Below are 22,363 nucleotides of genomic sequence, written 5' to 3' on the forward strand. Positions count from 1 at the left end.
GACCCAAGATCCGCGAATGAACCTCGCCGCATACTGACAGAGGCTCCGCCACTTCGCGCTCAACACTCGGCCTCCGCGCCAGGGCGATCAGGAAGGGCTCACCGTGATCGACGGCGGGGCCACAGGAGTCAGTGGGCGGGGGCGGGGCCGGCGGAGGGGCTGGGGAGGGTGGTCGGGGGCGCGGGCTTCTTCGTGGGTGGGGGCGGGGTGGGGTAGCTGGTGCGGGGTGGGAGGCCGCAGTACTTGAGGTGGGCGGCGCCCGCGCCGAGGTGGTTGGTGGGCAGGTAGTCGACCCCGGCGGCGAGTTCGAGGTCCATCCAGTCGATCTGGCGGAACCTGCGGCAGTCGTGCATGCCGGGCAGGCACTTGGTGAAGGCGCCGTTGGCCTCGTTGTCGCCCATGAGCGGGTTGTCGCCGCCGAAGCCCTTGCCGCTGGCGAACCAGTCGGAACGGTACTGGCCGTCGGGGCCGTGCCACATGCGGACCTTGAGGCCGGCGTCGTGGGCCTTCTGCACCAGCCGGGTGAACTCCTCCTTCTCGTCCTCGCTGAGCGCGGGGTCCGACGAGACGCACTTCTTGAAGTCACCGTTGAGGATGGAGACCCGCTGGGCGTACTCGTGGTCGTAGGCGGGGTTCCTCGGATCGAGGTTGGCCGGGATCCTGCACTCGTCGAAATCGGTCAGGAAGGTGACGTTCGACGGTGCGCCGATGACCGCCTGCCGGTCGGCCTCGTACGGGTCGGCGGCACTGAGCGGCAGGACGACCTGCACGTCCGGGGGCAGATCCTTGATCTCCTTGAGGATCTGCTTGTAGGCGAGCGCCTTGGGCTTGCTCTTGACCTCGATGAAGATCTGGAACGGCTCCCGGCGGCCCGGGTAGACGGCGCCCTGCTGCCGGGCCCGTTCGATCAGCGGGTCGATGTACTTGTCGCGCAGGGTGCCGACCTTGGCGGTGCCCTTGTCGTGCTTGAGCTTGAGCTCGCCGTCCTCCCACCACACGTCGGCCTCCACGCTGGTCGCCCCCGCGTTGAGGGAGTCGGTCAGCGGCCTCCGGTTCTGGTAGTCGTTGTGCGCGTTGAGCCGGTCGAACCAGGGCGCGTCCGGATTCGGCCGGCAGACCGGCTTCGGCAGCGGCGGCTTGGTCGGACGCACCGTCTGATGGGCGAGTGTGCCGGGCGGCGTCTCTCCGCGGCCCCGTTGAGCCAGGGGGCAGGAGTCGCCGAGAACGCGGCAGACCGCGCTGGTGCAGGCATGCGCCACGGTGGCCCCCACACCGGACATGGACACGGCGGTGACGATTCCGGCGATCAGCAGGGTGACGGCGATGTACTCGAGAGCTCCGGCGCCGCTGTCGGGACGTTGCACGATCGAGATGATCGTGTTGGGCTGCGGGTGCCCCCCAGGGTCCTGAGACCTGCTTTGGGACCCAGTTCGGGTGCCTGTCGCTGGGCCGTGGAGGCTGGCCCGCAGGTGCCGGGCGCCCAACCCCGGGAAGTCGCCTGCGACGGCTCAGCGAGGGGCGCGGCGCGCATATGGGCCGGGACAGGCGCGCAGTCCGCCGGTAATGTCGGCGACATGTATTCGACGCGGGTCTCTCAGCGTGTGAACGCGCCGCGCTCTGTCGTCTACCAGGCGCTCGTGAACGCGGACGCGATCGCGAAATGGCGGGTTCCGGCGGGCATGAGCAGCCACGTTCACGAATTCGACGCCCGGGAAGGCGGATCGTTCCGGATTTCGCTCACCTATGACGTGCCGGGGCCGACCGGAAAGTCGTCGTCGCACACCGACACCTACCACGGCCACTTCGCCGAGCTGGTCCCGGACGAGCGGGTGGTCGAGGTGTTCGAGTTCGAGACCGCGGAACCGGAAATGCGCGGGACCATGACGATGACGACGACGCTCACCGACGCCGACGGCGGCACCGAAGTCGTCATCGTGCACGAGGGGATTCCCGACGCCATTCCCGCCGCCGACAACGAGACCGGCAGCCGGATGGCGCTGGCGAACCTCGCGGCGCTCGTCGAGGGGGAACGCGCCCTCTGACCTCCCCGCGTCCATGGCACGGGCGTGTGCGCGGGCAACGGGCGGTCCCTATGCCGCGAGGCGTCACTCGGACGGGCGGACGGGCTGGCGGAGGATCGTCTTGAGCTGCTCCGGCCGGGTCCGGCGCGGGTCGCTGAGGTAGATCTCGTGGTGCAGGCCGTGGAGGCGCAGGCCGTTGGCCTTGACGTAGTCGTTGTGGAGGTGGGCCAGCAGGGGAGCCTCGTCGTCGTAGGAGCCGACGTGCAGGATCTGGGCGCACAGGCCCTCGTGCAGGGTGTGGTGGCGGAGGCCGGCGATGGCGGGGAGTTTCTTCTTGGCCGCCGCGGCGGCGCGGGCCTCCTCGATCGTCTCCTTGGTGATCCAGTCGGGCAGGCTGATGAGCATCGTCCATTTCCAGGACGCCTTCGCCCTGACGGTGAACGCCTCGTAGTCATCCGCCCACCACAGCCCTTCCAAGGGCGCCACGACGAAATCCTGGCCGTCGCGTTTGGCGGCGAACTTGAGCGTATAGGCCACGGTGTAGAGGGCCTCGACGGCGGCCGCGTAGGTGGGCGAGGTGTTGGGGTCGCCCTGGCCGTCGATCGCGATGAACTGCTGTTCGGGCACCTCGATCAGCGCCCACGCGGTGTTCTTCGGCGCGTACAGTTCTTTGCGTTCTCGTTTGACGTCGTAGGGCGACATCACTCGGGTCCCTTCGGGGGCGGATGCGTGGGCGGGCGCGTATTCGTCTTTCGCGGGTCCGTTTCCGGAGGCGCGTTCATTCCGCGTCGTCCAGCCGGATCATCAGGCGGGTCCGGAGCTGGTCCGGTGGCGTGCGCGCGGGGTCGGAGACGTAGACCTCCCGGAGCGGCCCGGCGGGCAGGTGCCCGTGGTCGCCGACCCAGGCCAGCAGCGCGTACGCGGTGAGCCCTATCTGCTCGTACGGCCCGACGTGGGTCGCCGCCGCGAACAACCCGCCGGGCAGGACGTCCGGAACCGTACCGGGGACGGCCGCGGACGTCTCCACCGCGACGGAAATGGCGATCTCCGGAGCGAGGTCGAGAGGGAACAGGCCGATCAGTGTTCCGAGCGGTCCGCCGTCCGGGGCCGAAGGGTCGTCGTCGGCGCCGTGGTCCGGCGGGCGAGTGTGCGGCTGCGCGTTCCCGCCGAGCACCGCACCGATCAGCCGGGCCACGCACGCCGACGTGACCTCTCCGATCCGTTCCTCCGACGCGACGTCGCGGACGAGCGCCACCCGCCGGGCCGGTTCGCGCACGAGCCGCACCTCCGGCAGGGGCAGGCCCGCGGCGAGGATGCGTTCGAGCGCGGCGAGGTTGCGGCGGCGCCGCGCCAGGTCGGCCTCCATCCGGTCGCGGACGTCGCCCAGCACGTCGGTCGTCCCCGCCAGCACCTGCCCGATCGCCGGAAGCGGCACGTCGAGGGAGCGCAGCAGGCCGATGACGAGCGCGTCGCGGGCCTGCTCGGGCCGGTAGTAGCGGTACCCGGTGTCCGGATCGACATGGGCCGGCGCCAGCAGGCCCATGTCGTCGTAATGCCGGAGCTGCTTGACGCTGAGCCTGCACAGCCGGGCGAACCGCCCGATCGGCAGAAGTCCCTCTGTCACGCCCACAAGCATGGACGCTCCCATTGTGGGAGAGTCAAATCGCGACGAGTTCGTGCGCGGAGTTCGGACGGACCGCCCCGATTCCCTTCACCCCTGTGGCGCCGGGGGCAGGTCGACGTGGCGGACGGTGAAGTTCCCCTGGGTGACGGGGGCGAAGGCCGCGGGGGCCATGCAGGTGCCGACCGGAGACTCCTCCCACGTGCCGTGCTCGTTCTGGGTGACGTTGCCGACGGCCCAGGAGAGGCCCACCCAGTCGTGGCCGCGGTCGTTGACGCTGAAGCCGAGGCGTCGTCCCACCCAGTCGGCCAGCGGGCCGTCGGCGCGGACGACCTTCGCCGTCAGGGTGGCGTTGCCCGGGCTGGTCGCCAGGCAGTCCACCTCGGCCTCGGCCCGGAGAGTCGTCTGCTGCGCGGCCACGTAGTGAGAGATCTTCACGGTGCCGCGGGCGTCCGTGGGCAGTCCGCCGGGTGCGCCGATCTCCGGCATCGGCCGGGAGTATGGGACGGCGTGCGCGTCGATGGCGAACCTGCGGACGTCGGCGTCGGGCGCGAAGGTGAGGCGGAAGGAGGCCGCGCCCGTGACGCTCGCCGTCTTCGGCTTGGCGGCGGCCCGCGGTTGCGCGGCGGACGCGGAGGTCGCGCAGGCGGTGACGGCGGCGGCCGCGGCCAACGTGAGAGTGACGGCCTTGATCTTCGCGCTGGGCATGTGGGCTCCTCGTTCGGTCAGGGCGCCGGGTCCTCGGTGGCCCGGCATCCCTGATCCTGCTTTCCGGCGCGGGTGGCCCGGCTCCCCCGTGCGAGGCATCCGGCTCCCGCGCTGGTAGGAGACGGACGGCCGGTCGGGGCGCCGCGGCTCGGTGACGCGGTGCGCGCGGGCGCCGCCGGGATCGCCGTACCGAAGGGCGTCGCGGCTGGTCGGACGCGGTTAACGGGTCGCCTGCAAGATCCACTGAATGGGACAATGCGGACGTGGCCAACCTCTCCATCGCCGGGATCCTGCGCAGCGTCATCGGGACCGTCGTCACCCTGCTGGTCGGCGTCGGCCTGGCGACCCTCGGCATCTTCTTCGCCGTGACCCAGGCGCCGGACGGCGTCCGCGACCTGCGCGCCTACGAGGCGGCGCAGCGCTGCCCGGCCGCCCCGTCCGGGCCCGCCGAATGCCGCTGGACGAAGGAGTTCACCGTGTCCGGCGTCCGCCTGACCAACAAGAGGGGCGAGTCGGACCGTGTGGTGCTGACCGACGCGGACGGCGTCAGGTGGGAGACGTACTACTCGTCCCGGGTCCCCCTCGTGGACAGCCTCGACGAGGGCGACCGGGTCACCGGCACCATCTGGCGCGGCCGGCTGACGGAGATCGCGGCCGACGGCGAGTCCCAGCGGACGCACGAGGCCCCGGCCAACCTCCGCGCACGGTTCCTCATCCTCGCGCTGATCACCGTTCCCAGCGGCCTTCTCATGGCGGCCTCGTGCCTGTGGCGGCTGGCTCGCCGCGCCTCCGACCCGACGCCGGGCATGGTCGCCACCCTGGGCCTGTCCTTCGGCCTGTTCTTCGGCGGGCTCTTCACCCCGCTCCTGACCGCCGGCAGCAGAGAAGAGAACTTCTGGCTGACGGCGGCCGTCTGGCTCCCCATCGCCGCCATCATGACCGCCGTGGCCCGCGTCCATGTCACGCAGAAGCGGGCCGCCGCCGACGCCGACACCGCGACGCCCGCGTCATAGCCGCTGATACCAGGCACCGGGCATCCGCCGGTCCGGACGTTCCGGTACGTGACGAGCCCCCGATCCGTCCGGGATCGAGGGCTCGCGGGGGGTGGGGGAGCGGGTCAGGCGGACTGCACGCCGGGCCTGCGGTCTTCGACGACGAACGCGGCGCGGGTCGAGATCGGGGCGTTCGGCCGGGTGACGTACGGCAGGACGCGGAACTCGCCGAGCCAGCGCTCGCGGTTGACGTTGACCCGGACGTAGCCGCGCTGGGCGTTGTAGAACTTCATGTGCGGGTTGGCCGCCAGGAAGGTCTGGCCGAGCGCGTCGACGTCGGCGCCGTCGCCGCCGCTGGTGATCGAGGTGCCGACGAACTCGCTGGCCACCGTGGGCGAGTCGGGGTCGTCGAAGTCGCGCTTGAGGTCGGCGGCGTAGTTCTGGTGGCGGTCGCCGGTGATGACGACCAGGTTGCGGACGTCCCGCTCCTGGACGGCCGCCAGGATCTCGTTGCGGTCGGCCACGTAGCCGTCCCACGGGTCGACCCACACGTCCTTGCCGGTGCCCGGGTCCCAGTCGGTCTCCAGCATCGGCACCTGGTTGCCCAGGATCTGCCAGCGGGCGCGGGAGGAGCTGAGGCCGTCCAGCAGCCATCGCTTCTGGTCGGCGCCGAGGATGGTGCGGTCGGTGTCGAAGCGCTCCTGGCACGCCTTGGTCCGGCCGGTGCCGTTGCCGTACGAGCACGCCTGGATGTCGCGGGACCCGCGCGTGTCGATCATCGTGATGTCGGCGAGCCGTCCGTACGCCAGCCTGCGGTGCACGCGGATGTGCGGGCCGGAGGGCAGCTGGGCGCGCCGCAGCGGCAGGTTCTCGTAGAAGGCCTGGAACGCCGCCGCCTTGCGCCGGGCGAACGCGGCCGGGTCGGGGTTGGGGTTGCGGCCCATGAGGACCGTGTCCTTGGCCCAGTCGTTGACGACCTCGTGGTCGTCCAGGGTGTGGATGAACGGGAAGCGGGCGTGCGCCTTCTGCAGCGGCGCCTCGGCCTTGTAGAGGGAGTACTGCAGCCGGTAGCGGGCAAGGTCGAACGTCTCGGTGCCGAACTGCTCCGGCACCGTCACGCCCCGCTTGTTGTTGTTCTTGATCTCGTACTCGTAGATGTAGTCGCCCAGGTGCACGACCAGGTCGAGGTCCTCGGCGGCCATGTGGTCGTACGCGGTGTAGTAGCCGTCCTGCCAGGCCTGGCAGGAGGCGAACGCGAAGTCGAGTTCACGCGGGTTGGCCGCGGCCACGGGGAACGTCCTGGTCCGGCCGACCGGGGAGATCTCGCCGCCCGCGCGGAACCGGTAGAAGTACTCCCGGTCGGGGGCGAGGCCGTGGATCTCGGGGTGCACCGAGTGCCCCAGCTCCGGCGTGGCCACCGCGGCGCCGCGTCGCACGACCTGCCGGAAGCGCTCGTCCCGGGCCACCTCGTACTCGACCCGCACGCTCCTGTCGGGCATGCCGCCCTTGCCGTCGGCCGCGAACGGCTCCGGCGCCAGCCTCGTCCACAGCACGAAGCCGTCCGACGACGGATCGCCCGACGCCACCCCGAGCGTGAACGGGTTGTCCTTCCTGAGCGTGAACGCGTTCGCGCTCTCCCCGCCGAGCACACCCGTGCCGAGGACGACGGCCGCGGCGCCGGCACCGCCCAGGCCAAGGAATCGGCGCCGTGGCACCGAACCGACTTGCGAAGTCATCTTGCCTCCCGCCCTTGATCTTGACGGCGGTAAGCAAACCTCACAAGGCACACAAATTGCCAAAAACCGGGTGAACAACTCCGATCACACAGCTTTCGGTGCGTGTCCATCGGCGCGACGGAGATCGTTGCACACGAGGCAACGCCCCGATCTCCCGCAGTTCACGCGCCGGGGGACGGTCATCTCGGCTGCACGGTGTTTTCGCAGGTAGACGGGCAATCATCCGTGCTCGCGAGGGGTGGAACGCGGATCGCGCGCACGTTCCCCGGCGTGAGCGGCCTGTCAGAAGTCGACATGCGGCGCCTGCGGGACGGCGCCGACCGTGACGGCATCGGCGAGCCGGTGGTCGGTGCAGTCGTGCACGACCACGGCAGGGCGCTCGTGCTGCGCCGCTCCGAGGTCAGCGACGAGACCGCGTGGAGCGTCCGTGCCTGGGCCGCCCGGTCGTCGGGCCGCGGCTCCGCGACCGCGTCCTGATCCGAGCGGATTGTCATGCCGCGGCCGAGAGAAAAGCAGAATCGAAGGACGTTCGGTCGTGTCGGCACTTAAGATCAAAAATCGGTGGAGGGTGTACGTGGGAGAAAGGGCGACGCGATGGCGGACGTGTCCGAACAGGCGGAGGACTGGGCCTCCAGGGGCATCGACATCAGCAAGCCGAGCATCGCGCGGGCGTACGACGTCGTCCTCAACGGCAAGGACAACTTCGAGGCCGACCGGGCGTTCGTCGGCGAGATCACCAAGGTCGTTCCGGAGATCTACGACGTCGCACGGTACAACCGGGAAATTCTCGGACGCGGCGTGCGATTCCTGGCCGAGCAGGGCATCCGGCAGTTCCTCGACCTGGGCTCCGGCCTGCCCACCGTGGAGAACACCCACCAGGTCGCCCAGCGCGTGGCCGCCGACGCCAACGTCGTGTACGTCGACAACGACCCCATCGTCCTGGCGCACGGCCGGGCGCTGCTGGCCGAGAACGACCGCACCACCGTCGTCACCGCCGACCTGCGCGACCCCGCCGCCGTGATGGGCGACCCGGAGGTCACCCGGCTCATCGACTTCACCCGGCCGACGGCGATCATGCTGGTGGGCATCCTGCACCACCTGCACGACGACGAGGACCCGCAGCGGATCGTCGAGACGTACATGGACGCGGTGCCGTCCGGCAGCTACCTGTTCGTCACCCACTTCTGCGCCTCCAGCCAGGCCGCGCGCGACGCGGAGAAGCAGTACCTCGCGCTGCTGGGCACCGGCCGGTTCCGCACCCCCGAGGAGATCACCGCGTACTTCGACGGCCACGAACTGCTGGAGCCCGGCGTGGTGCCGCTCCCGCTGTGGCGTCCGGAGGGACCCGTGCCGCCCGAGGACGAACTGTCGGTCGGTCAGCGCCTCATGTACGGCGGAATCGCCCGCAAGCCGTAGCTGGTACGCGGAGCACGTCGACCATCGCCGGAACGAAGGCCGCTGCACCTACGGGCGCGGTGGTGGCCGCGCGGCCGGGTGCCGCATCCTCGGTCGTCACGGACTGGGTGAAGCGGAACGGAACCGTGGTGGACGGCTCCGCGTACGGCGGCTCGTCCTGGGGCGGGGCAGGCGGCACCTTGTACCGGCTCGGCTGAGCCCGCGTGCGGCGAATGACGATGTTCCGGTGGCCGGATCCGGCCACCGGCGCGCCCTCCGGGTGTCCGATGTTTACCGCAGGTGAACCTGCTGACCGAATTCGACGTGAAATATCGTTCTCCAGGCGCTGTTCGGGGGAACGTGGCGCGGGACCCGGCGAACGTCTTTAATCTGGGCGGAAGAGGACGCCATGCCCCCAGGCATCCCGCAACTCCCAGGGGTCTCACGACGTGACCGACAGCGCCCACGGGTCCGCGATGACGCGGCTGATCCAGGCCGACCGCGTCTACGTCGGCTGGCGCTACGCGCAGGTCCACCCGGATCCGGGGCCGCCGCCGGTCCCGCCCGAGCCCGCGCGTCCCGAGCCGCCGCCCGGCGTTCCGGCGCCGCGGCGCGTCGAGCACATGGCCGGGCGCCCGCTGCGCATGGCCGCGGGCGGCACCGGGGTCGGCGTCGCGCTGTTCGTCGGCTGCGGGCTGGCCGGGGTGCTGCCCTGGGCGTTCGCCGGTGTGGCGCTGCTGGCCTGCGCGATCATCCTCGGCATCACCGGGTCCGCGCTGTGGCGGGAGGAGCGGGTCATCCGGGCCCGCCTGGCCGCCGAACACGACCGGCTCGAACGACTGCGCGCCGAGCGCCGCCGCCGCGAGGAGGCCGCGGCCCGGGCGCACGACGCCGCGTACCGCGACTGGGAGCGGCGCCGGCACGCCTACGACAGCCAGCGCGAGTGGTACCCGGTGGCCGTCCCGCCCGGCGTCGACCGCGTCGACGTCGTCGGCGGCACGCTGGCGGGCTGGTCGGCCACCGTCACCACCATGGGCGCGTCCCGGCTGGCGGTCGGCGCGCGCGTCACCGTCATCGACCTGTCGGAGGGCGCGGTCGCCCACGACCTGCTGCGGCTGGCCGCCGACCGCGGCGACGACCCGCTGGTGTGGGTGCTGCCCGCCGACCTGCCCCGGCTCGACGCCACCCGGGGTCTCGGCCCCGAGGCGCTCGCCGACGTGCTGTCGCTGGTGGTCGGCGCCGGAGACGAGCACGGCAGCACCCGCGACCTGTCATTCGACAACTCCATCCTGGAGCGCATCATCGAGGTGCTGCGGCCCGTCGACCCGAGGGGCGGCGCCGCCGAGCCCACCATCCCCCAGATCACCGCCGCGCTGCGGGTGCTGGCCCAGGTCGGCGACCCGCGCGACGACCTGCGCCGCGGCCTGCTCACCGACGACCAGCTGGAACGCATCGCCACGATGTTCGGCCGGGACGCCACCGACCGGATCGTGGTGCGCCGCGCCTGGGCGCTGGAGGCGCAGCTGCGCAAGCTGGAGAAGCTGGCCACCGAGCCGGTGCGGCTGCCGCCGTCGCGCCTGCACGTGCTGTCCATGGACCGCCGCGCCGGGGTGCTCACCAACCGGATCCTCGGGACGTACGTCACCACCGCGCTCACCCACCGCATCCGGCAGTCGCCCCCCGGCGGGCGCTGGGACCACACCCTGTTCCTGTGCGGGGCGGAGAAGCTGCGCGGCGACGTGCTCGACCGGCTGGTCGACGCCTGCGAGGCCACCGGCACCGGGCTGGTGCTGATGTACCGGTCGATCCCGCCGCACGTGCGCGAGCGGCTCGGCCGCCGCGGGCACGCCGCCGTCGGGTTCATGCGCGTGGGCAACCCCGAGGACGCCCGCGTCGCCGCCGACCACATCGGCGCGGGGCAGCGGCTGCTCGTCGCCGAGATCACCGACTCGGCGGGCGAGACGCTGTCGGACGACGTCGCCGGGGAGGGCTACGCCAGCACGGTCGCCTACGCCCGCGTCCGCGGCGACGAGCTGACCGACCCGGTGTGGTCGCCGCTGCCCGCACCGGCCGCCGACGACGCGGCGCTCGCCCAGGTCATCGGCTCGGCCACCACCTGGGGCCGCACCATCGGCGCCGGCGGCGCGGGCAAGCAGCGCTTCCGCGAGCTGCTCATCGAGCCGCACCAGCTGCAGGAGCTCCCGCCCACCGCGATGGTCTTCACCCACGCGGGCGGCAGCGGCCGCCGCATCCTGCTGGTCGACGCCAACCCCGGCATCATCACCCTGCCGACCACGCACTCGATGCAGTTCGAGGAGTATCTGCGCGAGCAGGAGAAGCTCGGCGGCCAAGCCGAGCTGGAACGCGACAGCGGCGACGCCCCGCCGCCGGACGACGCGTCCGGCGCGCACACCTCCGAGGCGTCCAACGGCTCGCACGGCCCGCCGCCCCCGCGCGCGTCGTCCGTGCCGCCGCATGCGGCGCCGCACGTGAGCCCTCAGGACGCGACGCCCGGCGAGGACGACACGAACCGCACCACGAACCGCGACGCGACGGGCGCCAGGGACGGCGACACGAGCGGCGCCAGGGACGGCGCCATGAATGGCGCCCCGAGCGGCGACGGCGGCAGGGACGGCGCCACGAGTGGCGACAGGGGCGGCGCCACGAATGGTGACGCGAGCAGCGACAGGGGCGGCGACGCGAGCGGCGGCGGGGGCGGCGGCAGGGGCGGCGACGCGAGCGGCGACGGGAACGGTGACGCGGACGGGGCGGCGAGGCGCGGCAGGCATGGCGGCGCCCGGAGGGGGACGCGGATCGTTCCGTCGCTGCGGTCCAGCGGGAGGCACGCCGCCGACCCTCCGGCGGGACGCTAGGAGTGCTGGCGCGAGCGGCCGGGGGCCGGTAAGGATGCTGGGGTGACGTCAGCCCCGGATGCGCAGTCCTCAGGTGCCGAACTCTCGCAGGGCAGGTCCGTACTCGCGGGGCCGTGGTACCGGATCCAGGCGATTCCGGCGCCGCGGCGCACCGCCTCCGCCGAATGGGACTTCGTCAGCGTGCTGCCCGCCGCGATGTCGGCGGCGCGGGGCCGGCGGCCGTTCGTGGTGGGATGGCTGTCGCCCGGCGGCGGCGCGCCCCTGGAGCTGATCACCAACGCCGGGCCGGTCGGCGGGCCGCCCGCGCGGGACGGCGAGACGCGCGGGCTGCTGTTCCCCAGCGGCGCGCGGGGCGTGGCGATCGGGGACGCGTGGCAGCGCCAGGCCGAGCGGATGACGTGGACCCGCTGCCCCGGGCGCCTGGCCCCGCAGGTGGCGCGTCCCGACGAGGGCTTCGGGCTGTTCGAGTCGACGCTGGTCACCCTCATGGAACGGCCGTTCGGCTGGTTCGTGGTCGCCGACCCGTGCGACGAACGGCAGGTCGACGCCGAGATGCGCGAACTGCACCACGAGCTGCGCATGCTGCGGCGCGGCGAGGACGAGCAGGCCCGGCTCGCCGTCGCCCGCGCCGACCAGCGGCTGGCCGAGCTGGACGCGTTCCGCGAGGCCGGGCTGTGGCGGGTGCGGGTGCTGGCGGGCGCCGCGAACCCGGCGGAGCTGGGCCAGATCGCGCCCGTGCTCGTCGGGTCGATGGAGCTCGGGCACCACCCGTACCGGCTGCGGTCCGGGCAGGTCAGCGGCTCGTTCAGCGAGATGTTGGACGTCGACCCCTACAGGGGCGCGGAGGCGTACCGGGCCGCCGAGAGCTACCGGGGCGCCGAGCCGGCGCGCTACCGCGCGGAGGCCGCCGCGTACCGGGGGCAGGCCCGCCGGGCCGACGCCGGGGGCGTGGACGGCGAGCAGCGGTTCCCGTTCGTCGCCACGGCCGGGGCGCTGGCCGCGCTCGCCGGGCTGCCGCGCCGCGAGGTGCCCGGCCTGCGGGTGCTGGACGCGGGCTACTTCGACGTCACCTCCGAGACCGACGAACCGTCGTCCACCGCAGCCCACGAGCCGCGCATCGAGCTCGGCGCGATCCTGGACGGGCAGGACCGCCAGGTCGGCCGGTTCACCGTGCCCCGGTCGACGATCAACCGGCACGTGTTCGTCACCGGCGCGACCGGGGCGGGCAAGTCGCAGACCGTCCGGCACCTGCTGGAGCAGCTCACCCGCGCGGGCATCCCGTGGCTGGCGATCGAACCGGCCAAGTCCGAGTACGCGGCCATGGCGGGACGCATCCACGACCTCGGCGGCGGCGTCACGGTGGTGAACCCGTCCGACCCGGGGGCGGTGCCGCTGTCGGTCAACCCGCTGGCGCCCGAGCCCGGCTACCCGGTGCAGGCCCACATCGACATGGTGCGCGCGCTGTTCCAGGCCGCCTTCGACGCCGAGGAGCCGTTCCCGCAGATCATGGCGCAGGCGCTGCAGCGGGTGTACGAGGCCAACGGCTGGGACGTGGTGACCGGCGGCGGCGTGCCCGGCTCGCTCATCGAACCCGCCGTCCCCACGCTCGAACAGCTGCAGAACGCCGCGCTGCAGGTCATCGGCGAGGTCGGGTACGGGCGGGAGCTGATGGCCGACGTCCAGGGGTTCGTGGACGTGCGGCTGCGCAGCCTGCGCATCGGGTCGGCCGGACGGTTCTTCGAGGGCGGGCATCCCGCCGACGTCGGCGGCATGCTGCGCGAGAACATCGTGCTGGCCATCGAGGACGTCGCCAACGACGAGGACAAGGCGTTCCTCATGGGCACGCTCATCATCCGCATCGTCGAGCACCTGCGGATGCGGGCCCGCGCGGGCGGCACCGCGCCGGGGCTGCGGCACGTCATCGTGATCGAGGAGGCGCACCGGCTGCTGCGCAACCGCGGCCCCGAACGCACCAGCTCGCACGCCGTGGAGCTGTTCGCCGGGATGCTGGCGGAGATCCGCGCGTACGGCGAGGGCATCATCGTCGCCGAGCAGATCCCCACCAAGCTGGTGCCGGACGTCATCAAGAACACCGCGCTGAAGGTCGTGCACCGGCTTCCGGCGTTCGACGACCGGCACCAGGTGGGCGCGGCGATGAACCTGGACGACGACCAGTCCCGCGAGGTGGTGTCGCTGCGGCCCGGCGTGGCGGCGGTGTTCGCCGACGGCATGGACCGGCCGCTGCGGGTGCGGGTGCCGCTGGGCGAGGGACGCGAGGAGGTGCTGCCCGGACCGCCGCCCCCGATCGACGGGCGCCGCTCGGCCGCCTGCGGCTGCGAGTGCCGGCTGGGCCGCGCCTGCACGCTGATCGAGCTGCGCGAGGCCGACCTGCTGGCCGCCGGCCCCGACTGGGCGTGGCTGCGGCTGTGGGCGGACGTGCTGGTGCTCGCGCACGTGGTCAACCGGCCGCTGCCCGCCGTCCCGCCGGACCTGGCCCGCGCCTGGTCGCGGCTGGCGCCGCGGCTGCGCGAGTGCGCGCTGGCGACCGTCCTGGAACGCGCGGTGACGCGCCGCGCCTGGGCGCTGCGCACCGTCTACCCGCCCGCCGAGCTGACCGCCAAGGCCGCGGAGGTCGCGCAGCGCCTCCTGGACGGCGCGCACGAACTCGCCGGTACGGCGCCGGGGCCCGCGTGGGTGATTCCCCAGGTGCGGTGGCTGCACGAGATGGACAAGCTGTTCCCCTACGGCTCCGGCACCCCCGACAAGCACGCGCCCGCCCCGCCGCTGGACTACCAGCTTCCCGGGTTGAAGCAGTCGCCCGAGCCCAAGCTCGGCCACCGGCTGCGGGCGCTGCGCCGCCACCCGCTGTCGATGGAGCTGGAACGCAACCGTCCCGTCGCGCTCACCGCGCTGGGCGGCGAGGACGACCACGCCGCGTTCGGCCGCGACCTGGCCGTGGTCACGATCGGCGTGCCCGAGGACGAGCAGCTCGACCAGATCGCCGACACCATGCGCGTCACCGCGTGGCTGGAGTCGGTGCTGACCTGGCCGGAGCGGTTCGTCGACTCCTTCGAGGAGGACGCGCCGGGCCCGGACGCCTGACCGAACGCGCGCGGGTCAGATGGTGTCGGCCGAGCGCGGGGACAGGCCCTGCCGCTCGGCGATCGGCCGCCAGTAGCGCATGAACTCGGCCTTGGCCTCGCTGGCACGCACGTTGACGTCGGCGACCTCGCTGTCGGACGGGCAGCCGGGCGCCGCGTCCAGGTAGCGCTGGTTGGACTCCACCGACGCCTGCAGGGCCCGGACGAGCGCGTCCTTCATCTCGGCGCCCTGGTCGAGGTCGTCGACGTCGAGCGCGCGGGCCCTGCCGAGCTGCTCCTGCCGCTGCCGGCGGATGCGTTCCAGGGCCGACGGCTGGCATCCGCCGGTGACGACGCCGCCGAGCTCGGACCGGGTGCTCGCCATCTCCGACAGCAGCCCGTCCACCTCGGTGGCCTCCCGGGCGGCGTCGCCGTCACCCGGCGGCGACTCCTCGGGCGTGGGGTCCTCCGCGGCCGACTCGTTCCCCTGCGGGCTCGCGACCGTGCTCGCCGAGGGGGCGGCGGAGCCTCCGCCGTCGCCGCGCGGCCACAGGACGATGGCGACCGCCACCGCGACCAGCACCACCCAGCCCGCGAGGAACAGCACGTACGGCAGCGCACGGCGGCGGCGCCTGCGGGGCGGGGGCGGCTGCCACACCTGCGGCTCGTCCCACGGCTCCGGCGACAACGCGATCGCCGTCTCCCCCGGGGACGAGGGCGGCGTCATCCACGGCGGGGGGTCCTGCGGGGGGACGGACGGCGGCGGACCCGGCTGGTACGGGTTCGGCGCGTACGGGTCCCGTGCGTGCGGATCGGGGACGGTGGCGGAGTCGTCGCCGAAGACGCGCGTGGTGCCCGAGTCGTCGTTCGGCGGCCGCAGGTCGTCCCCGACCAGGGTCGGTTCGTCCCCGCCGAGCGGAGCGTCGCAGCGTGTGCAACGTGGCAACGCAGGCGTGGTGTCGCTACCGCATGCCGGACAGCGCATCGCAGTCCCTTGCCGTGATGGAAGACCCGTCCCAACATAGTGCGGCACCGCCGGATGGGCCGCAATTCATCCCGCGATCAGCCGGTCACAGATTGGCTGCGATCCGGTGCGGCAGACCGGCCTTCTTCGCGATCGGGTTCCAGATCGCGACGAGCCTGCGCTTGGCGATGATCGCCTTGCGCTCGGCGGGCACGCGTCCCGACGCGCGGCCCACGTCGGGACGGGGCTTGCCCCGGCAGTTGCGCTGCGCGCGCTGTCCCCACGTGATGAGCGCCTGGTCGGCCTGCAGCGACGCCTGGAACGCCTGCCGCATGGTGGCGCGCAGACGTTCACCGTTCGGCACCTTGTCGAGCTGCAGGGCCTGCGTCCGGCGCAACTGGTTCTCCCGCCGGGTCTTGACGTTCTGGAAACCGGCCATGGCGGCGGGCAGGGTCTTGCAGGAGCGGGCGGCGCCGACCGCGCGCTTGAGCTCGTTGCGGGTGTCGCGGCTGGCGACCAGGATGGCGTCCACTTCCTTGGCCTGGTCCTGCATCGTGGCCGGAAGCTTCGTCTGCCGCTGCGTCACCGTCGTCTTGGTGGGGGACGGCGACGCGGAGTTGGCCACGGGCTGCTGCGACTTGGTGTCGTCCTTGGCGAACACGACGAGACCCACCGACACCAGCGCCGCGACGACGAGCCCGGAGACGGTGATGAGCAGCGGCTTGCTCACCCCCTTCTTGGCCTTGGCGTGCGGACCCGCCGGGTAGGGCGGAAACCCCGGGGGAGCGGTGTCGGCCCCCTGGATGGGGTGGGAGAAGTGCCCGTCGGCCGGGTTGTGATAGGGCGCGCCGTAGTACGGGCCGTTGCCCGGCGCGGCGCCCGGGTGGGGCGCCGGCGGCTGGTTCACGTACATGCCCTGGTCCATGAGGGTGGGCGGCGCGGGCTGCTGCATCGGCGGCGCGGGGGACGCGGGGGGCATGGCCGCGTGCGGCATGGGCGGCTGCGGGGCGCCGGCGTCCAGGACGGTGGTCTGCCCGGGCGGCTCGGCCGTGGGCGGCGCGGTGTCGGCCGGAGGCGGGGCGTCCATGCCCCAGGCCGGGGGCGGCTGCTGCGCCGCCCACGCCTGGGCGGCCTGCCCCTGCTCGTCCGGACGCTCCTCCGGACGCTTCGGTTGGGCGAACCACGACTCCGGGATGATCGACTCGGGGGCCGTCGGATCGTGCGGTTCCGCCGGGCCCTGCGCACCGGCGGCCTCGTTCGTCCACGCGGCCGGGGCGTCGGGCGCGGAGGGCGTGGGCGCGGAAGCGGCGGGCTCAGGAGGAGCGGGCTCGGCAGCAGCGGGCGCGGGCGCGGCGGGCGGGACGAAGCCGTTCGAGGGAGTGGCCGCGTCGGCTGGGGCGACGGCGGGCACGATGACGGTCGGCGCGCCCCCGGCGGGCGTCTTCGGCGCCTCCGCGACGTCCGCCACGTCGGCGGCGTCGAACGCCCACGCCGACGTCGTCTCCGGGTCCACGGCGGCGGGCGCGGACGGCGCCGGGGAGGCCGGTGGGGCGGGCGGCGCCGGGATGACGACCGTCTCGCCGGTCGTGGCGGGCTCGGCGGCCACCGGAGCGCCCAGCGGCCCGTTCGCCGGGCCGCCCAACGGCGTGTGGCAGTTCGGACACGTGCCCGGCGTGCCGGGCGTGTTCGTACCGCACGTCGGACACTGCATGGCTCAGACCTCGCCTTGTCGCCGCTTTCCCCCGCGAAACAGCAGGGCCCCGGACAAAGTACTAGGTGAGGGCGCTCTCCGGCGCCTGGATGGCAAGTACGGCCGGCATCGCCGCGCCGCCGCCGGGGCTCGCACCGAACCACGACATGTCGATGGGAGTCAAGATGAGTAAGCCTGGTTTACCCGATTCCGTGTGACGCTCGTCGCAATCCGGGGTCCGGTGCGGCCGGGCCGCCGCGGTGACGCGCCCACCTTGATCGTCCGGTCGGGCGACGGGACACCCGCCGGGGCGGCTAGGCTCGGAGCGGTTTCCAGGCGCCCGGATGCACAATCAGAGAAGACGGAGCCCATGAGCGATCTACCGCTGCGTTCGCAGCTGGCCGTCGCGCTCGGTCGTACGGCCGCGAGGATGTCCCGGCTGGCGGGCCGGGGTGACGGATCGGTGATCGGGGGACGGGTCGGGCTGGCCCTCGACCCCGAGCTGCTCACCAGGCTCGCCCGGGACCGCAAGCTCGTCCTCGTCAGCGCCACCAACGGCAAGACCACGACGACCCGGCTGATCACCTCGGCGATGACCCCGCTGGGGGAGGTCGCCACCAACGCCTTCGGCGCCAACATGCCGACCGGGCACGTGTCCGCGCTGGCCTCCGCCCCGGGCGCGCGCTACGGCGTGCTGGAGTGCGACGAGAAGTACGTGCCGATGGTGCTCGGCGAGACCGGCGCCAACGTCGTCGCGCTGATGAACCTCAGCCGCGACCAGATGGACCGTGCCGCCGAGATCTGGCTGCTGGCGGGCAAGTGGCGTAAGGCCCTGGAGGCCTCGCCGCAGAGCCACGTCGTCGCCAACTGCGACGACCCCCTGGTGACCTGGGGCGCGGCCACCGCCAAGAGCGTCACGTGGGTGTCCGCCGGGCAGCACTGGCGCGAGGACTCCTGGTGCTGCCCCGAGTGCGGCGGGCCGCTGGACCGCGAGGAGCACGACTGGCGCTGCCGCCAGTGCGCCTTCGCCCGCCCGCGTCCCGACTGGACCCTGCAGGGCGACGTGGTGACCGCCCCCGACGGCCGCGCCTTCTCGCTGGCGGGGCTGTCGCTGCCCGGCCGCGCCAACCGGTCCAACGCCGCGGTCGCGCTGGCCGTCGTCGCCCAGTTCGGCGTCCAGCCCGAGCAGGCGCTGCCGCTGCTGGCGCAGGTCAGGTCGGTCGCCGGCCGCTACACCACGGTCGAGCACCAGGGCCGTCAGATCCGCCTGCTGCTGTCGAAGAACCCGGCGGGCTGGCTGGAGGCGTTCGACGTGCTGCAGCCCGCGCCCGGCCCGGTCGCGCTGTCGATCAACGCGCAGGGGCCGGACGGCCGCGACACCTCCTGGCTGTGGGACGTCGACTACCGCATCCTGCGCGGCCGCCCCGTGTGGGTGACCGGCGAGCGCCGCATCGACCTGGCCGTCCGCCTGGAGGCCGCCGAGGTGTCGTTCACCGTCGTGGACGACATCGAGCAGGCGGTCATGGCGGTGCCGCCCGGGCACCTGGACGTGATCGCCAACTACACCGCCTTCCAGAACATCCGAGCGAGGTACGGCCGTGTCGTCTGACCGCCTGAAGATCGTCTGGATCTACCCCGACCTGCTGAGCACCTACGGCGACCAGGGCAACACCATCGTCCTGGAGCGCCGCTCGGCGCTGCGCGGCATCCCCTACGAGACCGTGCACGTGCGCTCGGACGAGCCGGTGCCCGTCGACGGCCACATCTACCTGCTCGGCGGCGGTGAGGACCGGCCGCAGATCCTGGCCGCCCAGCGGCTGCGCAACGACGGCGGCCTGTACCGCGCGGCCGAGCGAGGCGCCGTCGTGTTCGCCGTCTGCGCCGGCTACCAGCTGCTCGGCACCCAGTTCGGCGGCGAGGAGGGCCAGCCCGTTCCGGGCCTCGGCCTGCTCGACATCAGCAGCGGACGCGGCGAGCAGCGCGCCGTCGGCGAGATCGTCGGCGACGTCGCGCCCGAGCTGAACGTGCCGCGCATCACCGGGTTCGAGAACCACCAGGGCGTCACCCGGCTGGGCCCGAACGCCCGGCCGCTGGCGCGCGTCGTGCACGGCATCGGCAACGGCGACGGCCACGAGGGCGCCTACGCCGGGCGCATCATCGGCACCTACATGCACGGCCCGGCGCTGGTCCGCAACCCCGGCCTCGCCGACCTGCTGCTGCGCTGGGCCATCGGCCAGGAGCTGCCGCCCATCGACGACTCCTGGGCCGCCCGCCTGCGCGAGGAACGCCTCAACGCCGTCCTGTCGTCCTGACCGGCCCGGCCGGGGGTCACATCTCCTGGCCGGAGAAGTCCATGATCGGGCGGATCTCCACGGCGGCGAGCCGGGCGTCGGGAAAACGGGCCGCGATCTCCGCGGCCCGCTCCGGGGTCTCGCAGTCGATCACGAAGTAGCCGGCGAGCTGCTCCTTGGCCTCGATGTACGGGCCGTCCGTGGCCACCGGGACGCCGTCGCGCGCCCGCACGGTCCGCGTGTTCACCGGGTCGGCCAGCGCCGTGCCGGAGACCAGCTCACCGGACTCGATGATCTCCTCCCACAGGCGGTCGGCCTGCCGGGTCAGTTCCTCGCGCTCCTCCTCCGGCAGCGCCAGGAACCGGGGATCGCGCAGGTACAGCGGGTGCTCCCAGTTCTCGGGGTTGCTGTAGATCAGCAGCAGGTACTTCATGCGGGCTCCTCGTGTGCTCGACGACGTCACGACTCACGGCCTCGGCGCGGACCTGTGGCCGGCGCGGACAGCCTGCACCGCGGACCGTCCCGTGACCAGTTCTCCCGGCGCGTGTCGGGAAGGCCCGCGAAGCGGCTCTCACAACGAGGATCGGAGCGGACGACCCGGATTCGACATCGCGTCGCGGCGTTCTCCGCCACACGAGGCCCGGCGTGACGTGTCAGCGGGACGAGGCGGCGGGCTCCTCGTCCCGTTCCGGCTCGCGGCGGCGCGTGCGCAGCGTTCCGGCGCGGGCGCGCTCCTGCGGGTGCGCGCGGACCCGCAGCAGGCTCGCCACCGCCGTGATCACCAGGACGCCCAGGATGACCGCCAGCGACAGCGGCGTGGGGATCTCCGGCACGCTCTCGCTGACGTCCTCGTGCACGAACAGCAGGATCAGCTTGACGCCGATGAACGCCAGGATCACCGACAGCCCGAGCGACAGGTACACCAGCCGTTCCAGCAGCCCTTCCACCAGGAAGAACAGCGCCCGCAGCCCGAGCAGGGCGAACGCGTTGGCCGCGAAGACGATGAACGGCTCGCCGGTCACCCCGAACACCGCCGGGATGGAGTCCAGCGCGAACAGCAGGTCGGTGCTGCCGATCGCGACGAACACCAGCAGCAGCGGCGTCACCACGCGCCGCCCGTCCTCGCGGGCCAGCATCCGCCCGCCGTGGAAGTCGTCGCTCACCGGCATGATCGAACGGCTGCGCCGCACCAGCCAGTTGTCGCGCACGTCCGGGTCCTCGTTCCGATGCCGGACCAGCTGCGCGGCCGTCCACAGCAGCGCCAGCCCGAACAGCAGGAACGTGAACGAGAACAGGTGGATCGCCGCCGCGCCCGCCGCGATGAACACCGCCCGCATCGCCAGCGCCGCCGCGATGCCGAACAGCAGCACCTTCTGCTGGTACTCCGGCGGCACCTGGAACCGCGCCAGGATGATGACGAAGACGAACAGGTTGTCGACCGACAGGCTCTTCTCCACCACCCATCCGGCGAAGTACTCGGTGCCCGCCGCCGACCCGGCCGTCCACCACAGCACCAGCCCGAACGTCACGGCCGCCGCGATGTAGAACACCGACCAGAACGTCGCCTCGCCCAGTCCCACGGCGTGCGGCCGGCGCACCGCCACCAGGAGGTCGAACACGAACAGCCCGATGATCAGCGCGATCGTCGCGCCCCAGGCCCACAGCGGAATCTCGATCACGCCGGACGCTCCTTCGCAGCGAGGGGTCGCCCGCGATTGTCACCGCTGTGCGGTGGAGTATTCCGGCGCGCTTCGCCAACCGAGCCGCCTGCCGAGCCGCCCTCCTGGCTGCCCGCGGCGGCCGGTGCCCGGCGGTCAGTAGACGAGCGCCTGCACGCCGTCCGTGGTGATCTCCTCCACGAACGTGGGGGCGCCCGCGATGCGCACGCCGGGGAGCACGTCGTCGGGGCCGATGTCGCGGCGCGCCGCGCACTGCGTGCACAACGTCACCCGGCCGCCCGCCAGCACCGCGTCCAGCAGGTCCTCCAGCGGCGTCGCGTGCGGCAGGGAGAACTCCTTGGCGCGGCCGGGCAGCGCGAACCAGGAGGACTCGCCGGTCAGCCACAGCGACACCGGCACGCCGCTGACCACCGCGGCCGCCGCGACGTTGAACGCCTGGTTGCAGCGTTCGGGCGCGTCGGCGCCCGCCGTGGCCTTGATCACAAGAGATCTCGCCATGCCCGCAGCCTAGCCCCGGCCGGGACGCGCGTCGGGACGCGGGCGGGCACCGCCACGGCGTAGGGTGCCTGCCGTGGGCGGCATGGTGAACGCGGTGATCCTGGTCGTGGTGCTCGGTCTGGTGGCGGTGGCGGCGGTGCTGATGGTGGTGCGGCTGTCGCGGCTGCGCTGACGTCGGCGGCGTCCCGCGGCCGGAGGGGCGGCGATCTCGGCGGCCGGCGATGTCCCGTGCCCTCCGGCGCGCCGCTACGCTCGGTGGTCATGGAGCCTGAGCTGCACCCCGACCTCAAGCCGCTGGAGTTCCTGCTGGGCACGTGGGAGGGCGCCGGAGTCGGCGACTATCCCACGATCGACGCGTTCAACTTCGGGCAGGAGATCTCGTTCACCCACAACGGGAAGCCGTTTCTAATCTACTCCAGCCGCACCTGGCTGATCGAGGAGGACGGCTCCCTCGGCCGGCCGCTGGGCACGGAGACCGGGTACTGGCGGCCGCAGCCCGGCAACCAGGTCGAGGTGACCCTGGCCCACCCCACCGGCATCGTCGAGATCTACGTCGGGAACGTGGCCTTCCACCGGGTGGAGCTGCAGACCGACGTGGTGGCGCGGACCAGTTCCGCCAAGGAGGTCACCGCCGGACGGCGGCTGTACGGGCTGATGCCGGAGAAGGACGGCAAGCGCGACCTCGGCTGGGTGTACGAGATGGCGGCCATGGGGCAGCCCCTGCAGGCCCACCTGTCCGCCCAGCTCAAGAAGATCGACTGACGGAACCGGGCGCGCGGAAGGCGCCGAGCGCATGAAAAGACCCCCGGACCTTC

19 protein-coding genes are annotated in these 22,363 nt (G+C 72.8%); 9 read left to right on the plus strand and 10 right to left on the minus strand.

Annotated features, from left to right (window positions below):
• Window positions 1–128 precede the first annotated feature (128 nt).
• A complete protein-coding gene (locus ABZ801_RS12595) occupies window positions 129–1,364 on the minus strand; it encodes a hypothetical protein (protein WP_360696618.1) in 1,236 nt (411 codons plus the stop codon).
• A gap of 210 nt (window positions 1,365–1,574) precedes the next feature.
• On the opposite strand from ABZ801_RS12595, the gene ABZ801_RS12600 reads away from it, so the two are divergent.
• The gene (locus tag ABZ801_RS12600; protein WP_360696621.1) at window positions 1,575–2,042 is read left to right on the plus strand and encodes an SRPBCC domain-containing protein; all 468 of its coding nucleotides are present in this window, start codon (window positions 1,575–1,577) and stop codon (window positions 2,040–2,042) included.
• Window positions 2,043–2,105: 63 nt separating this feature from the next.
• Here ABZ801_RS12600 and ABZ801_RS12605 read toward each other — a convergent pair whose 3' ends face one another.
• The 3 genes from ABZ801_RS12605 to ABZ801_RS12615 all read right to left on the minus strand — a co-directional run bounded on the left by ABZ801_RS12605 (window position 2,106) and on the right by ABZ801_RS12615 (window position 4,350).
• The gene (locus tag ABZ801_RS12605) at window positions 2,106–2,723 is read right to left on the minus strand and encodes a GyrI-like domain-containing protein (protein ID WP_360696624.1); all 618 of its coding nucleotides are present in this window, start codon (window positions 2,721–2,723) and stop codon (window positions 2,106–2,108) included.
• A gap of 76 nt (window positions 2,724–2,799) precedes the next feature.
• Window positions 2,800–3,645, minus strand: a complete 846-nt coding sequence (locus ABZ801_RS12610) for a MerR family transcriptional regulator (RefSeq protein WP_360696627.1) — start codon at window positions 3,643–3,645, stop codon at window positions 2,800–2,802.
• 87 nt (window positions 3,646–3,732) lie between these two features.
• Complete coding sequence (locus ABZ801_RS12615) at window positions 3,733–4,350, minus strand: hypothetical protein (RefSeq protein WP_360696630.1); 618 nt, start codon at window positions 4,348–4,350, stop codon at window positions 3,733–3,735.
• Window positions 4,351–4,613: 263 nt separating this feature from the next.
• On the opposite strand from ABZ801_RS12615, the gene ABZ801_RS12620 reads away from it, so the two are divergent.
• The gene (locus tag ABZ801_RS12620) at window positions 4,614–5,363 is read left to right on the plus strand and encodes a hypothetical protein (protein ID WP_360696633.1); all 750 of its coding nucleotides are present in this window, start codon (window positions 4,614–4,616) and stop codon (window positions 5,361–5,363) included.
• A gap of 104 nt (window positions 5,364–5,467) precedes the next feature.
• Here the strand turns inward: ABZ801_RS12620 and ABZ801_RS12625 are convergent, their stop codons facing one another.
• Window positions 5,468–7,078 carry an alkaline phosphatase D family protein gene (locus ABZ801_RS12625; protein WP_344957175.1) on the minus strand — a complete coding sequence of 537 codons (1,611 nt, stop codon included), beginning with the start codon at window positions 7,076–7,078 and terminating at the stop codon, window positions 5,468–5,470.
• 270 nt (window positions 7,079–7,348) lie between these two features.
• Between ABZ801_RS12625 and ABZ801_RS12630 the strand changes: the two genes are divergently transcribed.
• The 4 genes from ABZ801_RS12630 (at window position 7,349) to ABZ801_RS12645 (ending at window position 14,448) form a co-directional block, all read left to right on the plus strand.
• Window positions 7,349–7,555, plus strand: a complete 207-nt coding sequence (locus ABZ801_RS12630; RefSeq protein WP_360696637.1) for a hypothetical protein — start codon at window positions 7,349–7,351, stop codon at window positions 7,553–7,555.
• A gap of 117 nt (window positions 7,556–7,672) precedes the next feature.
• Complete coding sequence (locus tag ABZ801_RS12635; RefSeq protein ID WP_344957172.1) at window positions 7,673–8,494, plus strand: SAM-dependent methyltransferase; 822 nt, start codon at window positions 7,673–7,675, stop codon at window positions 8,492–8,494.
• A 428-nt stretch (window positions 8,495–8,922) separates the two neighbouring features.
• Window positions 8,923–11,346 (plus strand): hypothetical protein, encoded by a 2,424-nt coding sequence (locus ABZ801_RS12640; RefSeq protein ID WP_360696640.1) that lies wholly within the window; start codon window positions 8,923–8,925, stop codon window positions 11,344–11,346.
• A gap of 42 nt (window positions 11,347–11,388) precedes the next feature.
• Complete coding sequence (locus tag ABZ801_RS12645) at window positions 11,389–14,448, plus strand: ATP-binding protein (protein ID WP_360696644.1); 3,060 nt, start codon at window positions 11,389–11,391, stop codon at window positions 14,446–14,448.
• A gap of 15 nt (window positions 14,449–14,463) precedes the next feature.
• On the opposite strand, the gene ABZ801_RS12650 is transcribed toward ABZ801_RS12645, so the two are convergent.
• Together ABZ801_RS12650 and ABZ801_RS12655 are read right to left on the minus strand one after the other, a co-directional pair.
• A complete protein-coding gene (locus ABZ801_RS12650) occupies window positions 14,464–15,372 on the minus strand; it encodes a hypothetical protein (protein ID WP_360696647.1) in 909 nt (302 codons plus the stop codon).
• Window positions 15,373–15,496: 124 nt separating this feature from the next.
• Window positions 15,497–17,032 carry a hypothetical protein gene (locus ABZ801_RS12655; RefSeq protein WP_360696650.1) on the minus strand — a complete coding sequence of 512 codons (1,536 nt, stop codon included), beginning with the start codon at window positions 17,030–17,032 and terminating at the stop codon, window positions 15,497–15,499.
• A gap of 418 nt (window positions 17,033–17,450) precedes the next feature.
• Here ABZ801_RS12655 and ABZ801_RS12660 point away from each other — a divergent pair, with 418 nt between their 5' ends.
• Entirely contained in the window at window positions 17,451–18,689 is a 1,239-nt protein-coding gene (locus ABZ801_RS12660; protein WP_360696653.1) for a MurT ligase domain-containing protein, read from the plus strand.
• Window positions 18,679–19,392 carry a glutamine amidotransferase gene (locus tag ABZ801_RS12665; RefSeq protein ID WP_360696656.1) on the plus strand — a complete coding sequence of 238 codons (714 nt, stop codon included), beginning with the start codon at window positions 18,679–18,681 and terminating at the stop codon, window positions 19,390–19,392. The genes ABZ801_RS12660 and ABZ801_RS12665 overlap by 11 nt, the downstream gene beginning before the upstream one ends.
• A gap of 16 nt (window positions 19,393–19,408) precedes the next feature.
• Here the strand turns inward: ABZ801_RS12665 and ABZ801_RS12670 are convergent, their stop codons facing one another.
• From ABZ801_RS12670 to ABZ801_RS12680, 3 genes are all read right to left on the minus strand, one after another.
• The gene (locus ABZ801_RS12670) at window positions 19,409–19,804 is read right to left on the minus strand and encodes a YciI family protein (RefSeq protein ID WP_344957161.1); all 396 of its coding nucleotides are present in this window, start codon (window positions 19,802–19,804) and stop codon (window positions 19,409–19,411) included.
• Between the two features lie 220 nt (window positions 19,805–20,024).
• Window positions 20,025–21,050: a TerC family protein gene (locus tag ABZ801_RS12675; protein WP_360696660.1), complete on the minus strand. Its 1,026-nt coding sequence runs from the start codon at window positions 21,048–21,050 to the stop codon at window positions 20,025–20,027.
• A gap of 135 nt (window positions 21,051–21,185) precedes the next feature.
• On the minus strand, window positions 21,186–21,548 hold the full coding sequence (locus ABZ801_RS12680) for a DsrE family protein (protein ID WP_344957157.1): 363 nt from the start codon (window positions 21,546–21,548) through the stop codon (window positions 21,186–21,188).
• Window positions 21,549–21,809: 261 nt separating this feature from the next.
• Between ABZ801_RS12680 and ABZ801_RS12685 the strand changes: the two genes are divergently transcribed.
• A complete protein-coding gene (locus ABZ801_RS12685; RefSeq protein ID WP_344957155.1) occupies window positions 21,810–22,310 on the plus strand; it encodes an FABP family protein in 501 nt (166 codons plus the stop codon).
• Window positions 22,311–22,363 lie beyond the last annotated feature (53 nt).

Source organism: Actinomadura sp. NPDC047616 (assembly GCF_040642915.1).
Classification (GTDB): Bacteria; Actinomycetota; Actinomycetes; order Streptosporangiales; family Streptosporangiaceae; genus Spirillospora; species Spirillospora miaoliensis.